A 12,797-nucleotide genomic window follows, 5' to 3' on the forward strand; every position below is an offset into this window, starting at 1 on the left:
CTCCATGGTTCAGTGTCTGCCTTTCGATTTCACCCGGCGTGTGTCGCGTTACGCGCCGGCTGTCGCCGCTTGCATGCTGCTTGGCGCTTGCACGTCGCAAGTGCTGACGGGTTACGGCGTCGGGCCGCAGGCCGAGCGCGCGGCGATGGCCCAGCAGCAAGCTAATCGCGATCCCGCGCCGGACACGCCCGGCGTGTATCTCGGCCTGATCGACAAGATGCAGGCGCAAGGGCTCTACTTCGCGTCGCTCGCGCATATCGACGCGTACGAAAAGCAGTACGGCGCGAGTCCGGACAGCCATCTGCTGCGTGCCGACGCGTTACGCATGACCGATCAGCCGGACGCGGCGGCGCAGGCATACGGTCTTCTGCTGAAGACGCCGTTGGCCGCGCGCGGCTACCGGGGGCTGGGGTTGATCGCCGGTGCGGCCGGCGATTTCGCGCGCGCCGCGCAAGCGCTGGAGCAGGCGTCGCAACTGGAGCCGACCGACGCGGTGACGCTGTCCGACCTCGGTTATGCGCGACTGCGTAACGGCGATGTGGATGGCGCGCGCGTGCCGCTGATGAAAGCGGGGGAACTCGATCAGAACAATCCGAAGATCGTCAGCAATGTGGTGCTCTATCTGCTCGCCAATGGCGAGCAGGGGCAGGCGCTGGCGGTGATGAATCAGCAGAAACTGACGCCGGACGTGCGCGCTGCGATTCGCAGCGACGCGGCGAAGGTGGCGGCGGCCGGGCGGGCTCAGACGCGCGGCGCGTCAGCGCCGGCGCAGCCACAAGCCGGACAGATGGGGACCGTCGCGAGCGTGCAGGGTATCGAACCGGCGCCGCGTTTGCTGCAGCGGTTCGCGCAGTGACCGGGCGAAGGCGACGCGAGCGTCGCACGAATGCCGGTTGGGTAATCAGGGGGCGGACATGACAGACAACAAAACAGGAACATGGGGTGGGGTGGCGCGGCGGCTGGGCATGGGCGCCGCGCTGGCGGCGTCGATCGGCGGTTCGGTCGGTGCGCTTGCGCAGACGGACGACGCAGCGCAGGCCGTTCAGCCCTCTCAGACGATGCAACCACCGGTGCGCGCCAGCGAAGTGGGGCATAGCACGCGCACGTGGCTCGACCTGCAGAGCAGCAACGCGCAAGCGGCGCCGGCGCTGCCGATGCTCGGCGCGGAAGCCGGCCTCGCCTATCGGCGGTACATGGAATCGTTCAAGAGCAAGATTCCCGATCTCTACGGCTCGATGCTCAACACGACCGGCAGCGGCGGTGGCAGTGGCGGCGGCAGCGGGTCGGGCGGCGTGACCGGCGGTGGCGCTAACTGACATGCGCGGCCGCCCGTCGTCCGTGACGCGTCCCGACCGCTGCGCGCGCCCGCGTGCGCCGCGCCGCACCGGCACGCGCATGCACGGTCAACGTGGCTCGATCGCCGTACTCGCGGTGATCTGGCTGAGCGTGGCGATTGCGGCGCTCGGCGTGCTGGACGTCGGCAACGTGTATTTCGCGCGCCGGTCCTTGCAGCGCACGGCCGATCTGGCGGCGCTGGCGGCGGTGCAGATGATCAGCTCGTCAGGCGGCTGCACGGCCGCCACCACCGCCGCGCAACAGAACGCGGCGGCCAACGGCTTCAGCGTCGGCGGCACGACGACGATCGCCACCACCTGCGGACGCTGGGACACCAGCACCAGTACCTACTTCGGCACGACCGGCAATCCATTGAACGCGGTTCAGGTGCAAACCAGCCAGGTGATACCGTATTTTTTCCTCGGACCGAACCGCACCGTCGCGGCCACGGCGACCGCGCTGGCATCCAACATCGACGCGTTCTCGCTCAGCACCGGCATCGCCACGATCAATACGCAACAGTCGGCGTTGCTCAACGCGATTCTCGGTGGTTTGCTGAATACCAGTGTGGCGTTGACCGTGGGTAATTTCCAGAGTCTCGCGGGGGCGACCATCAAGCTGTCGGATCTGATGGTGGCGCTGGGTGCTTCGTCGATGCAGGGCCTGCTCTCGACCACCGTGACTTATCAGCAGTTGATGCTGGCGATGGTCCAGGCGTTGCAGGCGGGCGGCGATACCGTCAATGCCGCGATCCTGCAGACGCTGGCCGTCACGGTGCCGGGCGGACAGAACATCACCATCGGGGACAACGGGCAGAGCGCGCCGGGACTGCTTGCGCTGGGTCTGTCCAATCCGAACGCCGCGGCAACCGCGACGATCGACGCGCTCGACGCGGTGATGGTCGCCGCGCAGATCGCGCAGAGCAATCCGAACGGCACGGGGCCGGTGATCAACGTGACGACCGGGCTGCTCGGGGTGGCGGGGATTTCGTTGCAGATCATCAATCCGCCGGTGCTGGCGGTCGGCGAGGGCGGGACGACGACCGTCAATGGTGTGACCACGGGCCGCACGATGGCGCGCACGGCGGTGGCGAACGTGACCATCAATCTGCTACCGGCGCTGTTGCCGCCGTTCACGGTGGGTCTTCCGCCGCTGGTATCGGCGTCGATCGCCACGCTGAATACGCCGCTCGTGGTGACGTTGGGCGTGGCCTCCGGTACGGCGACGTTGAACCCGGTCGACTGTGAAAGCACCAAGGCGGCCACCACCGCGACGATTCAGGTGGCGCCGGGCATTCTGAACGCCTGTATTGCCGGCGATGCGTCGTGTAGTAAACCGGTCAACGTGGCGACGGTCACGGCGACGTTCCTCGGTCTCACCGCGCAGGTCGCCAATGTCGTCCTGAACAACGTGCGCTTGCCGGTTAATCCCGGTACGACGACGCCGCTGGTATTCAATGGCTCGTCGGGTAGCTTCGACTACAGCCAGAGTGCGAACTCCAACGCGCTCGGCAGCGATGGTTCGGTATTGACCACGCAATTGCTCGGCAGTCTGGGCACCCTGCTGAAGGTGTCGCTTTTAAACAATCTGATCGATATCTCGTCGCTCCCGATTGTCGGCAACTTGGCGAGTTCCTTGACACCGGTGCTGCAACCTGTCTTCAACCTGCTCGACACTGTGCTCATTCCGACGCTCTCGCTGCTCGGCGTGCAAATCGGCACGGCCACCGTCCACAACATGTCGCTGACATGCGGCGTCCCGCAACTGGTCAACTAGCCTATTCACGATGAGAACCACCGCCAAAATCGAGGAACTCGATATCTACGTCTGGGAGGGCAAGGCCGATATCGTCGACCGGGTCGCACGCTGCATGGCGAGCTTCGACGTCGAAGTGATCCGCGCGGACGATGTCGCGATTTCGCCTGAACGGACCGCGTCGCGGCCATCGCTCGCAATCATCAGTGTCTCGGTGATCGACAGCGGCGCGCTGGTCCTGCGCGACTGGCAGGCCGCGCACGGCATCCCGGTCGTGTGGGTCGGCGCCGCGCCGCGCGACCACGATCCGTCCAGCTACCCGTCCGAGTATTCGCACATTCTGCCGCTCGACTTCACCTGCGCCGAACTGCGCGGCATGGTCATGAAGCTGGTCGCGCAGATTCGCGCGCACAGCGCCAAGACGCACGAATCCGACGCGATGATCGCCAACTCGGAGTGCATGCAGGCGCTGCTGCACGAGGTCGACACCTTCGCCGACTGCGACACGAGCGTGCTGGTGCATGGCGAGACCGGCGTCGGCAAGGAGCGCATCGCGCAACTGCTGCACGAAAAACATACCCGCTACGGGCAGGGCCCGTTCGTCGCGGTGAACTGCGGCGCGATTCCGGACGGCCTGTTCGAATCGCTGTTCTTCGGCCACTCGAAAGGCTCGTTCACCGGGGCGGTCGTCGCGCATAAAGGCTACTTCGAGCAGGCCGACGGCGGCACGCTGTTCCTCGACGAAATCGGCGACTTGCCGCTCTACCAGCAGGTCAAGCTGCTGCGCGTGCTCGAAGACAGCGCGGTCACGCGGATCGGCTCGGCCACGCCGGTCAAGCTCGATTTCCGGCTGGTGGCGGCCAGCAACAAGGTGCTGCCGCAACTGGTGAAGGACGGCACGTTCCGCGCGGATCTCTACTACCGGCTGGCGGTGATCGAGTTGAAGATTCCGTCGCTCGAAGAGCGCGGCGCGGTCGACAAGATCGCGATCTTCAAGGCGTTCATTTCGCAGGTGGTCGGCAACGAGCGTCTGTCGGCGTTACCCGATCTGCCTTACTGGCTCGCCGACGCCGTTGCCGACACCTACTTCCCCGGCAACGTGCGCGAGCTGCGCAATCTCGCCGAGCGGATCGGCGTGACGGTGCGCCAGATTGGCGCGTGGGACGCGGCCCGTCTGCAGCGGCTACTGGCGCTGGCGCGCAGCACGCAGCCGGTGCCCGCCGAGAGCGCGGCCGAGGTGCTGGTGGACCGCAGCAAATGGGACATGGCGGAGCGCAACCGCGTGCTCGCCGCGCTCGACGCAAACGGTTGGCGTCGCCAGGATACGGCGCTCTATCTGGGCATCAGTCGTAAGGTTTTATGGGAGAAGATGCGCAAGTACCAAATTTTCGACGAAGAGCCCGAAACCCGCGAAAGTGAGTAATAATGAGACGGTTGTACTAAAACAAAAACTGTTTAAGCAGGAATTACATGGACCACAAGTCGAAACTACGACAGATCACCCTGGCCGCTTTCATCGCGTTGGGGGCCGTGCAAGGCGTCTATGCGCAGGCTTTGCCGGACAGCAGCGCAAGCGCTGGCGGCGGTGCTGGCGTCGTTTCCCAGCCGGCCACGACGACCGCGTTGCCGGCCACTACGCAAGCCGGAGCGGCCCAGACCACCGCTTTGACGCCGGACGAGGCGAAGCAATCCGCCGCGGGGAATGTCGCGGAATTGCAGCAGATGATCCACGGCGCGGATCTGGCGGAGTTGCGCACCACGTACAACGGCAGCTACGGGGCGAGCCTGCTGTTTTATGGCAAGGAGATGACGTACTACGTGGCGTTGTTCCAACAGAAGAATTTCTGGCGCGTCATCAAGACGCAGGACGCCACGCGGGCCGACATGATCTATAAGGATTTCGTGCGCCAGACGATGCAACTGTCCGACGTCGAAATTCGCCGCACGCAGCTCGAAGCGCAGAAAGCCTTCACGGAGCGCATGATCGCGCTGTCGCAAGATCGCGCGAATCGTCTGCAGGCCGATCTCGACGTCGCGCGTCAGCAGCAGAGCATCGTGGCGAGCCAGCAGCAACAGAGCCGTGCCGAAGCATCGGCGCTGGCACAGCAGAAGGCTGCCGCGCAAGACCAGTTGCGCGCCGCGCAACGCCAGGTGCGCGATCTGCAGCGTCAACTGGAAAGCGGCTTGCCGTCGCACTGAGTGCGATGGTTTGAAGGCCTCGCGGACCGGTAATGCAGTGTGAATGGCGCTGCGTGGTTTGCTTGAGGATGGGGCGGGTCGACCGCCTTATCGTTGTCTTCGAGCCGTTATCTATACAGACATAATCAGGCGGCTTGCGGGCCGCCTGATTCATTGTGGGTCGCCTTCGGCATCGGCATCGCCCTCGGCAGCCGCGCGCTGCGGCGGCGTATCGCTAATGCTGCTTCTTTCCCTGCGAAGACGTTTCTTTTTCCGACGAGCGATGCGGATCGGTTGTGTCGACGGCGATCGGGTCGCTGGCGGGAAAGCTTTCGTCGAGCGCCTCGTCGAGGCGGCTGTCGTCGGACTCCACGGGCGGTTCTGCTTGCGCGGGATGAGCCGCGGGGTGCTTCTTGCTGGTCATGACAGGCTCCATTCGAAGAGAGGCGGTTCCCCAGCATAGCGCATGGCGGCCGTCGACGAGCATCGGCCGAACGGCCTAAGGCGTCGCACACGGCAAGCATCCCCGTTCAATCGCGGCGCGCAAAAAACCACTCGCCGAAATCGACGCCAAACAACACTTCAAATCATCCGGCATCAACTCGTTTTCCGTGTGTCGCTGTCCGGCATAAACGGCAAGCAAGGGGCCGCGACATTCACCGGCCGCGTGGGCCGGCGCTCACACCCTGTCGCACGACGTCAACCGGCAGTGTCCAATTCGGTAGGGACGCGGGCTGACACCCGCGGACCCTCGCGAATCACCAGGCAGCGAATAACATGGACCGGAAAAAAACTGCGAGCGGGCCGCGCTTCAACGCGTTGCACGTCGTGGAAGCAGAACTGGAACATCTGGATTGGGCCACGCGGCAACCGGCGCTACGCATGCTGGACGCCGGTTATTGGCGCCGCCGCGTGATGGCGGTCAAGAGTGGATTCGAACTGACAGAGCAGCAGCTAGTGCGTCTGGAGAAAATCTTGATGCGGCTCGGCCATCCTACGGAATAGCCGAGCGCCGAAGCGGCTGCTTACTCGCTGCCGCCGTTGTTGCCGTTACCACCATTGCCGCCATTACCACTGTTGCCGCTATGACCGCCATGATTGCCGCCGCCGTGGCTGCCGCCGTCGCCACCGCCCGTGCCGAACAGACGCCGGCGGCGCGTGACGACCACGGGGCCGTCTGACGTGCTGCCGCTGCTGCGGTCGGGTGCGGGACGGTCGGATGACGGTGCGCCATACGACTCGCGGGGTTCACGCGGTTCGCGCGGCTCGCGATGGTCACGCGGCTCACGCGAGCCGTGCGGACCCCGCGTGGTGTGCTCGCCATGTGACGGGCGCCCCGTGCGCGGCGCCGGACGTGTGCCGGTGTCGAGCTGGATCGTCGAGATCGCGCGCTTGTAGATGCCTTGCAGGCCGACAGGCGTGCGCAGCATCACCAGGTACTGATCGAACGACTCGATGCACCCCGTCAGGCGAATGCCGTTGACGAGATAAATCTCGACGCGCTTTCGTTCTTTGCGCGCTGCGTTCATGAAGTCGTTTTGCGGGTGCGATTCTGCGGAAGCCATGGACAATTCAGGTTAGAAAAACGGTTGTTCGCCGCGATTCTACCCTGTGTGGGGGCGGAACGCGTCGACGGGCGAACTGCCTTCACTATAACGGCTTGTGCGCACATAAGCATCCGTTAACGCCTGGCTGTAACGTTGCGTTACGAATCTGCCGATGAATGGCGCATTGTTCCGCCATGCCCGCGCGTTCGGGGCGTCGATGGCGGAAAAAAGATAGCGCGTGACGACGCCGCGAACGGAATAAATCGTCGCTCGTCTGCGTTATGACAGGAAGGGCAGCGACGCATTGTGCGCGAGGCCGACTGGATGCCAGGCTGACGCATGTCGCCGGCAGTGAGGAGACTCAACATGAAATCGTCCCGCGTTCTTTCCGCCATCTTCGTGGTGCTCGCGCTTGCGCTAGGTTCGCTCGCGACGAGCGCCTGTACCTCGGCGACCGACACCGGTGCGTCGAGCAGCAGCGGCAACGGCAGCAGCGGCGGGTATTGATGCAACGAGTGCCACAAGTGCAACGAGCGTTGCAAGTATTGCAAGTGCCCCCGAACCTGCCATGTCGCGCGAGTTCCTCCGGGCGGAGCCCGTCCAACCTGGCGCGGCCCGGCATTTTCCTGGGAGCGTCGCTGACTGGATGAACTTCGAAGCGGAAGTGATCTCCTGGCTGCCGCAGTTGCGTCGCTACGCGCGCGCACTGACGGGCGACAGCGCATGGGCCGACGACCTCGTGCAGGATACGGCGGAGCGTGCGCTCGCCCGTTGGACCGCGTTCCGTCCGAACAGCAATCTGCGCGCGTGGCTTCTCACGATTTTGCGGCATCTGTATATCGATCAGCTGCGCGGGCGCCGCGAGATTACCGTCGACGACGACAGCGCGCCGTGGCGTACTCTCGAAGCGCCGCAGGGCGAGGTGGACGGTCTGGTACTGCGCGATTTGCAGCGCGCGTTGTACTGCCTGCCGCTCGAGCAGCGTGAGGTGTTGTTGCTGGTTGGGGTGGAGGAACTGTCTTATCAGGAAGCGTCGCGTGCGCTCGGCGTGCCGGTCGGCACGGTGATGTCGCGGCTCTCGCGTGCGCGTGAGCATTTGCGCGTGTTGTTGACGGAAGGGCCGGCGCAGGAGTCGGCGCGCAAAACTCCGCCGTTGAAAGTGGTGAGAAATCCGTGATGAATAACGACGACCACGAAGCCGGCTTGCCCGACGGGCTCGATCTGCGAGCGCTGTCGGCATGGGTCGACGATGAATTGCCGGCCGCCGAACGCGCCGCGCTCGAAGCGAAACTCGAGCAGCATCCGCAGGCCGCCGCACGGGTCGCGGCGTGGCGCGCGCAGAAGGCCGCGCTGCGGGTGCTGTGCGGTGCGCCGCTGCGGGGTGAATATGACGCGCGCGGCGAACGTAGCGACCGCGCCGAACAGGGTGAGCGTAGCGAGCATGGGGACCGCGCTGACCGCGACCGCGACCGCGACCGCCGCGAATATAACGGTCATGCCAACGCTACACCGGAACCGACTTTCATCGTCGTGCGCCGTGCGGCGCCATGGTGGCAACGCGTCGGTATCGCGGCGTGCTGGCTCGTCGCCGGTGCCGGAATCGCGCTGGCTTTGGGGCCGCTCGCGCCGCGCCTGACAGGCGGCGCGTGGGGCGGTCTGGGCGGCCAGCCGCCGAGCTTCGCCGAGCGGGCGGATGTCGCCTATGCGGTGTACACGCCGGAGCGGCGTCATCCGGTGGAAGTGGCCGCGAGCGACGAAGAGCATCTGATCAACTGGCTCTCCAAACGCCTGAACCGGCCGTTGTCGGTGCCGTCGTTGCAGGAGTACGGTTATTCGCTCGTGGGTGGGCGTCTGTTGCCCGGCGAAGCGGGGCCGGCCGCGCAGTTCATGTACGAGAACGCCGGCGGCGCGCGGCTCACGCTGTACGTGACCGGCACCGCACGCGACGAAACCGTGTTCCGCCTGTTCCGCGACGGCAACCGTCGCACCTTCTACTGGATCAGCGACGGCATGGGCTACGCATTGTCTGGGCCGATCGCGGAGGGCAAGCTGCGCTCCATTGCCGTCGACGTATGCAGCGCGCTCGGCGGCAAACCGGAGACGTGGCAGTGACTTTGCAACCCGCCGTGCCCGCGCACCGCGTGTTGCGATGAGTCTTGCGACAGGCTATGAATGATAAAAAACGCGCCGTTCCCAGACCGGCCATTTGAGCTGCAACACGTGGTAACAGAAACACGTCGCGCTTCGTGCGACCGGCCGGAATAGCTTCGCGCGACGCTTCGTTTACTCGTTGCTGGATCCTGCAAGCGCATGCCCCGATACATGCATGCGCGTCTTCATCGCAAGGTTTCGGGCAAGGCAAACCGACGGGGTCTTTACGGTGTCGATGCGTCCTTCGCGTCGCAACGCCGACGCGTCGAGGCAGCGACATCATGCTCACCTTTCATCAGTTCGGCACGAGGCTCGGTTCCGGCGTAGCCTGTCTGTGTCTGACCGCGCTTTGCGCCGCGCCGGCCGGCGCACAAACGGACGCGGACGTGCCGTTGGCCGATACGTCGACATGCCGGTTCGTCGTGGGTCAGGCGGAAATCGACGGCGTCATGCAGCAGGTTAGCGGACGCGCGTGTCCGCAACCGGACGGTAGTTGGCAGATCGTTCAGGACGACGCCGGGGCGCTCGCGCCGGCCTATTACTACGATCCGTGGTACTGGGGGCCACCAGTGGTGTTCGGGGTCGGCGTGTCGGTTATTTTCGTCGACCGTTTTCATCATTTTCATCACATGGATCATGTCCGCTATGTGCGTGGATCGTATGGCGTGGGTGGTCGCGGCGGCTGGCACGGCGGGTCGTCCGTGCATGTGTGGGGCGGTGGCGCGCACATGGGGGGTGGCGGCATGCATCGCTAGCGCGCGGCGGCTATCGCCCGCGAGGGAGACCTCTTGACCCGTAGCCTGCCGCCGGAAGTCTCCGCCGCGCAGTTCGATCGTGCGCTTGCCGGTTGGCGGGCGATCGTCGGCGAGCCGCACGTGGTGACGTCGGCGGCGGGACTCGCCGCGTATCTCGATCCGTTCGCGCCCGGCGAGCCCGCCGCGTTTTCGGCGAGCGCGGCGCTGCTGCCGGCCTCCGTCGATGAAATCCGCGCCGTGCTACGGATTGCCAACGAATTCCGCATTCCATTGTGGACGGTCTCGACCGGCCGCAACTTCGCGTATGGCGGCGCGGCACCGCGTTTGTCCGGATCGGTCGTGCTCGATCTGCAGCGGATGAACCGCATCATCGAAGTGAACGAGACGCTCGCCTACGCGCTGGTCGAACCGGGCGTGAGTTACTTCGATCTGTACGCGCATTTGCGCGACAAGGGTTACCGGCTATGGGTCGATCCGCCCGCGGCCGGTTGGGGCAGCGTGGTCGGCAATACGCTCGAACGCGGCTTCGGCTACACCGACTACGGCGATCACGCGGCAACGCAGTGCGGCATGGAAGTGGTGCTCGCCAACGGCGACGTATTGCGCACGGGCATGGGCGGGATCGATATCGGCACCGCATGGCAGTTGTATCGGCCGGGCTACGGGCCGTCGTTCGACGCGATGTTCATGCAGTCGAATTACGGCATCGTCACGAAGCTCGGCGTCTGGCTGATGCCCGCACCGCCCGCGTATCTGCTCGGCGAAATCCAGTTTCAGCACGAAACGGATCTCGATACGATCGTGGAAATCTTGCGGCCATTACGGCTCGACGACACGATCCGCAACAACGCGGTGATCGAAGGCGGGTTGCGTCGCGCAGCGGGACTGTCGGCGCGCTCGCGGTGGTACGAAGGCACGGGCGCCATGCCCGAGAGTGCGGTGACGGCCATGCTGGAGAAGCTGAACGTCGGTCGCTGGAATCTGCATTTCGCGCTCTACGGCACGCCGGAATTGATCGACGCGCGCTACGCGATCGTGCAGCGCGCGTTCGCTCGCGTGCCGCAGGCGAAGTTTTCCGCCACGCGCTATACAGGCGATGCGCAACCCGTAGCGGGCGGCGACCGCAACCTCGCCGGCATTCCGGCGATGAGCGCGTTTCGCATGCTCGACTGGCGCGGCGGCGCGGGCGCGCACGTGGACTTCGCGCCGGTGTGTCCGGCGAGCGGGCGCGACGCGTTGCGTCAATACATGATGATCAAGACGCGCGCCGCGGAATACGGCTTCGATTACTACGGCGGATTTACGGCGGGCGTGCGTCATCTGCATCACATTTTTGCAGCGATTTTCGATCGCGACGACGCGAACCAGCTTGAGCAGGCCGGCGCGTTGCTGCGCTCGCTAATGAGCGATGCGCGTGCGGCGGGATACGGTCAATATCGCACGCATCTCGCGTATATGGATTTTGCCGCCGCGCAGTATGGATTCAACGACGGCGCGTTGTTGCGGTTATCGGAAACGATCAAGGATGCGCTCGATCCGAACGGGATTCTCGCGCCGGGTAAGCAGGGAATCTGGCCGGAGAAATGGCGGGATCGGCGGGGATATACGTGAGCGCGTTGGGCACGTACGCGACTCGCGGCGACAGGATCAGGCAATGGATCGACGCACTTTCATGATGAGCGGCGCGTGGTTGTCGAGTGCGGCGTGGCCGTTGCTTGCGGATGCCGACGGGCGCCTCGACACGCTGGCGATTGTCGACACCACGTTGACGCACGGTCCCGCATTCGCCGACTACGCGAGCCGTCTGAAGCTTCCGCTCTTCGAAGCGAACGACGACGTCGGCACGCTCTGGTACACGACGCTCGCGCCGCTTCTCGATCGAACTTCGTTGAGGATGCAACTGTCGTTGATCGGCCTCACGCGGGCTTCCGATTATTTCGTTCTCAAGCAACTCGCCACACGCGCAGGGTATCGGTGCGGGCGGTGCGAGCGGTGCGACGCACACGGCGGAAAAATCAACGCATCAACCTCGCCGTTTGCCCCTGTCGCCTTCGTCTTCACCGCCCACCCTCAACGCTAAAACTTATACGCCTTGTTCTTCGGATCGAAGGTCGAATCGTCGAAGGTTTTCGGCGTGATGGTGTCGAACACGATCTTCTCGAAGAGCTTGCCGTCGTTGTTATACGACTCGACGGTGCGGAAATACGGATGCCGCAGATCGAGCCCGAGCGTTTCCTTCTTCGCGTAGAACTGCGGCTGGCCGGTCGGCGTTTCGAAAGTGAAAGCGACCACGCGCACGCCGTCGATCGTTTGGACCTCCACCTGGGTCGAGCGCGGCAAGCCGGCCTCGACATATTTCTTGCCTTCCGACAGGTACTGAGCGGCAATGTACTCGGTGCCGAGATCGCGCACCTGGTGATTCGATTGCGCACGAGCCAGCGCGCCGTTCAGCGAGGTCCACAACGGCATCACGTTCATGATGCCGCCGAGATGCCCGTACATTTCATCGGTGCGCTTGGACTCGTCGTAGATGATTTCCTGGCCCGCATGCGCGCCGTCGGGCAGCCACTTCGCGTAGATCCGCAGCGGGTCGTGCGCGAGACGCACCAGCATGTGATCGGGCTTGTCGGGCCACTGGCCGTGAATGCGTTCCGAACGTGACATCGTGAACTCGTACGACGGGTAGCCGTTCGGTCCTTCCTTGATATAGCGCGGCAAGGTCAGCGGATCGAGCGACTGGAACAGCGCGACAAGTTGCGCCTCGTCGAGCTTTTCGAGCGCACCGCTCTGTTGCGCGGCGCGCAGCCATTTGACCTGCTGGTCCAGCGTGAGCTTGCCGACCTGAGACGACGGCGTGGTCGGTGCCTTGACGCTGGAGGCGGTATCGAGCGGCGGCGGGGTGTCGTCGTTTTGCGCGAACGCGGACGGCGCGGCGAGACTGAAGGCCAGCGCCGCCAACGCGCCGGCCAACGTTGCACGCGACGACGCCGTGCGCGATGCGCGGCGCCCGACAAGACCCATGACCGCCGACAAGCGGCGCGAGCGTGCGGACAGGCGGTGCTTCATGAATCTCTCC

General features: G+C 64.8%; 15 protein-coding genes. 12 read left to right on the top strand and 3 right to left on the bottom strand.

All coding sequences use genetic code 11. From position 1 onward, the window contains the following. Window positions 1-4 precede the first annotated feature (4 nt). The 5 genes from HWY05_RS08245 (at window position 5) to HWY05_RS08265 (ending at window position 5,289) form a co-directional block, all read left to right on the top strand. Window positions 5-856 (top strand): tetratricopeptide repeat protein, encoded by an 852-nt coding sequence (locus HWY05_RS08245; protein WP_176058012.1) that lies wholly within the window; start codon window positions 5-7, stop codon window positions 854-856. A 58-nt stretch (window positions 857-914) separates the two neighbouring features. Continuing rightward, a complete protein-coding gene (locus HWY05_RS08250) occupies window positions 915-1,316 on the top strand; it encodes a DUF3613 domain-containing protein (protein ID WP_244146553.1) in 402 nt (133 codons plus the stop codon). A 79-nt stretch (window positions 1,317-1,395) separates the two neighbouring features. Next, a complete protein-coding gene (locus tag HWY05_RS08255; protein WP_231584929.1) occupies window positions 1,396-3,111 on the top strand; it encodes a TadG family pilus assembly protein in 1,716 nt (571 codons plus the stop codon). A gap of 10 nt (window positions 3,112-3,121) precedes the next feature. Then, complete coding sequence (locus HWY05_RS08260; RefSeq protein WP_035550837.1) at window positions 3,122-4,513, top strand: sigma-54 dependent transcriptional regulator; 1,392 nt, start codon at window positions 3,122-3,124, stop codon at window positions 4,511-4,513. Between the two features lie 47 nt (window positions 4,514-4,560). After that, entirely contained in the window at window positions 4,561-5,289 is a 729-nt protein-coding gene (locus tag HWY05_RS08265) for a DUF2968 domain-containing protein (RefSeq protein ID WP_035550835.1), read from the top strand. 214 nt (window positions 5,290-5,503) lie between these two features. On the opposite strand, the gene HWY05_RS08270 is transcribed toward HWY05_RS08265, so the two are convergent. Beyond that, window positions 5,504-5,692 carry a hypothetical protein gene (locus tag HWY05_RS08270; protein ID WP_176058014.1) on the bottom strand — a complete coding sequence of 63 codons (189 nt, stop codon included), beginning with the start codon at window positions 5,690-5,692 and terminating at the stop codon, window positions 5,504-5,506. 353 nt (window positions 5,693-6,045) lie between these two features. Between HWY05_RS08270 and HWY05_RS08275 the strand changes: the two genes are divergently transcribed. Beyond that, the gene (locus HWY05_RS08275) at window positions 6,046-6,273 is read left to right on the top strand and encodes a hypothetical protein (RefSeq protein WP_035550827.1); all 228 of its coding nucleotides are present in this window, start codon (window positions 6,046-6,048) and stop codon (window positions 6,271-6,273) included. Window positions 6,274-6,293: 20 nt separating this feature from the next. Here the strand turns inward: HWY05_RS08275 and hfq are convergent, their stop codons facing one another. Further along, complete coding sequence (hfq, locus tag HWY05_RS08280; RefSeq protein WP_035550824.1) at window positions 6,294-6,833, bottom strand: RNA chaperone Hfq; 540 nt, start codon at window positions 6,831-6,833, stop codon at window positions 6,294-6,296. A gap of 348 nt (window positions 6,834-7,181) precedes the next feature. Between hfq and HWY05_RS08285 the strand changes: the two genes are divergently transcribed. From HWY05_RS08285 to HWY05_RS08310, 6 genes are all read left to right on the top strand, one after another. Beyond that, on the top strand, window positions 7,182-7,322 hold the full coding sequence (locus HWY05_RS08285; protein ID WP_176058015.1) for a hypothetical protein: 141 nt from the start codon (window positions 7,182-7,184) through the stop codon (window positions 7,320-7,322). 139 nt (window positions 7,323-7,461) lie between these two features. Further along, complete coding sequence (locus HWY05_RS08290) at window positions 7,462-7,992, top strand: sigma-70 family RNA polymerase sigma factor (RefSeq protein ID WP_035550821.1); 531 nt, start codon at window positions 7,462-7,464, stop codon at window positions 7,990-7,992. Next, window positions 7,992-8,927, top strand: a complete 936-nt coding sequence (locus tag HWY05_RS08295) for an anti-sigma factor (RefSeq protein WP_176058016.1) — start codon at window positions 7,992-7,994, stop codon at window positions 8,925-8,927. The genes HWY05_RS08290 and HWY05_RS08295 overlap by 1 nt, the downstream gene beginning before the upstream one ends. A gap of 320 nt (window positions 8,928-9,247) precedes the next feature. Next, a complete protein-coding gene (locus HWY05_RS08300; RefSeq protein ID WP_176058017.1) occupies window positions 9,248-9,721 on the top strand; it encodes a hypothetical protein in 474 nt (157 codons plus the stop codon). A 33-nt stretch (window positions 9,722-9,754) separates the two neighbouring features. Further along, window positions 9,755-11,332: an FAD-binding oxidoreductase gene (locus tag HWY05_RS08305; RefSeq protein ID WP_176058018.1), complete on the top strand. Its 1,578-nt coding sequence runs from the start codon at window positions 9,755-9,757 to the stop codon at window positions 11,330-11,332. Window positions 11,333-11,375: 43 nt separating this feature from the next. Further along, window positions 11,376-11,801 carry a hypothetical protein gene (locus HWY05_RS08310; RefSeq protein WP_035550807.1) on the top strand — a complete coding sequence of 142 codons (426 nt, stop codon included), beginning with the start codon at window positions 11,376-11,378 and terminating at the stop codon, window positions 11,799-11,801. Here the strand turns inward: HWY05_RS08310 and HWY05_RS08315 are convergent. Continuing rightward, window positions 11,798-12,787, bottom strand: coding sequence for a DUF1571 domain-containing protein (locus tag HWY05_RS08315; RefSeq protein WP_176058019.1), 990 nt, complete (start codon window positions 12,785-12,787; stop codon window positions 11,798-11,800). The two genes, HWY05_RS08310 and HWY05_RS08315, sit on opposite strands and share 4 nt — an antisense overlap. Window positions 12,788-12,797: the final 10 nt, after the last annotated feature.

This window comes from Paraburkholderia sp. BCC1876, assembly GCF_902833695.1.
Classification (GTDB): domain Bacteria; phylum Pseudomonadota; class Gammaproteobacteria; order Burkholderiales; family Burkholderiaceae; genus Paraburkholderia.

Excerpts from the sequence above, each read along its gene's own strand:
- HWY05_RS08290 (WP_035550821.1), top strand. The coding sequence starts at position 7,462 with ATGAACTTCGAAGCGGAAGTGATCTCCTGGCTGCCGCAGTTGCGTCGC.
- hfq (WP_035550824.1), bottom strand. The coding sequence starts at position 6,833 with ATGGCTTCCGCAGAATCGCACCCGCAAAACGACTTCATGAACGCAGCG.
- HWY05_RS08300 (WP_176058017.1), top strand. The coding sequence starts at position 9,248 with ATGCTCACCTTTCATCAGTTCGGCACGAGGCTCGGTTCCGGCGTAGCC.
- HWY05_RS08315 (WP_176058019.1), bottom strand. The coding sequence starts at position 12,787 with ATGAAGCACCGCCTGTCCGCACGCTCGCGCCGCTTGTCGGCGGTCATG.
- HWY05_RS08255 (WP_231584929.1), top strand. The coding sequence starts at position 1,396 with ATGCACGGTCAACGTGGCTCGATCGCCGTACTCGCGGTGATCTGGCTG.
- HWY05_RS08250 (WP_244146553.1), top strand. The coding sequence starts at position 915 with ATGACAGACAACAAAACAGGAACATGGGGTGGGGTGGCGCGGCGGCTG.
- HWY05_RS08285 (WP_176058015.1), top strand. The coding sequence starts at position 7,182 with ATGAAATCGTCCCGCGTTCTTTCCGCCATCTTCGTGGTGCTCGCGCTT.
- HWY05_RS08310 (WP_035550807.1), top strand. The coding sequence starts at position 11,376 with ATGGATCGACGCACTTTCATGATGAGCGGCGCGTGGTTGTCGAGTGCG.
- HWY05_RS08295 (WP_176058016.1), top strand. The coding sequence starts at position 7,992 with ATGAATAACGACGACCACGAAGCCGGCTTGCCCGACGGGCTCGATCTG.
- HWY05_RS08270 (WP_176058014.1), bottom strand. The coding sequence starts at position 5,692 with ATGACCAGCAAGAAGCACCCCGCGGCTCATCCCGCGCAAGCAGAACCG.
- HWY05_RS08265 (WP_035550835.1), top strand. The coding sequence starts at position 4,561 with ATGGACCACAAGTCGAAACTACGACAGATCACCCTGGCCGCTTTCATC.
- HWY05_RS08275 (WP_035550827.1), top strand. The coding sequence starts at position 6,046 with ATGGACCGGAAAAAAACTGCGAGCGGGCCGCGCTTCAACGCGTTGCAC.
- HWY05_RS08260 (WP_035550837.1), top strand. The coding sequence starts at position 3,122 with ATGAGAACCACCGCCAAAATCGAGGAACTCGATATCTACGTCTGGGAG.
- HWY05_RS08245 (WP_176058012.1), top strand. The coding sequence starts at position 5 with ATGGTTCAGTGTCTGCCTTTCGATTTCACCCGGCGTGTGTCGCGTTAC.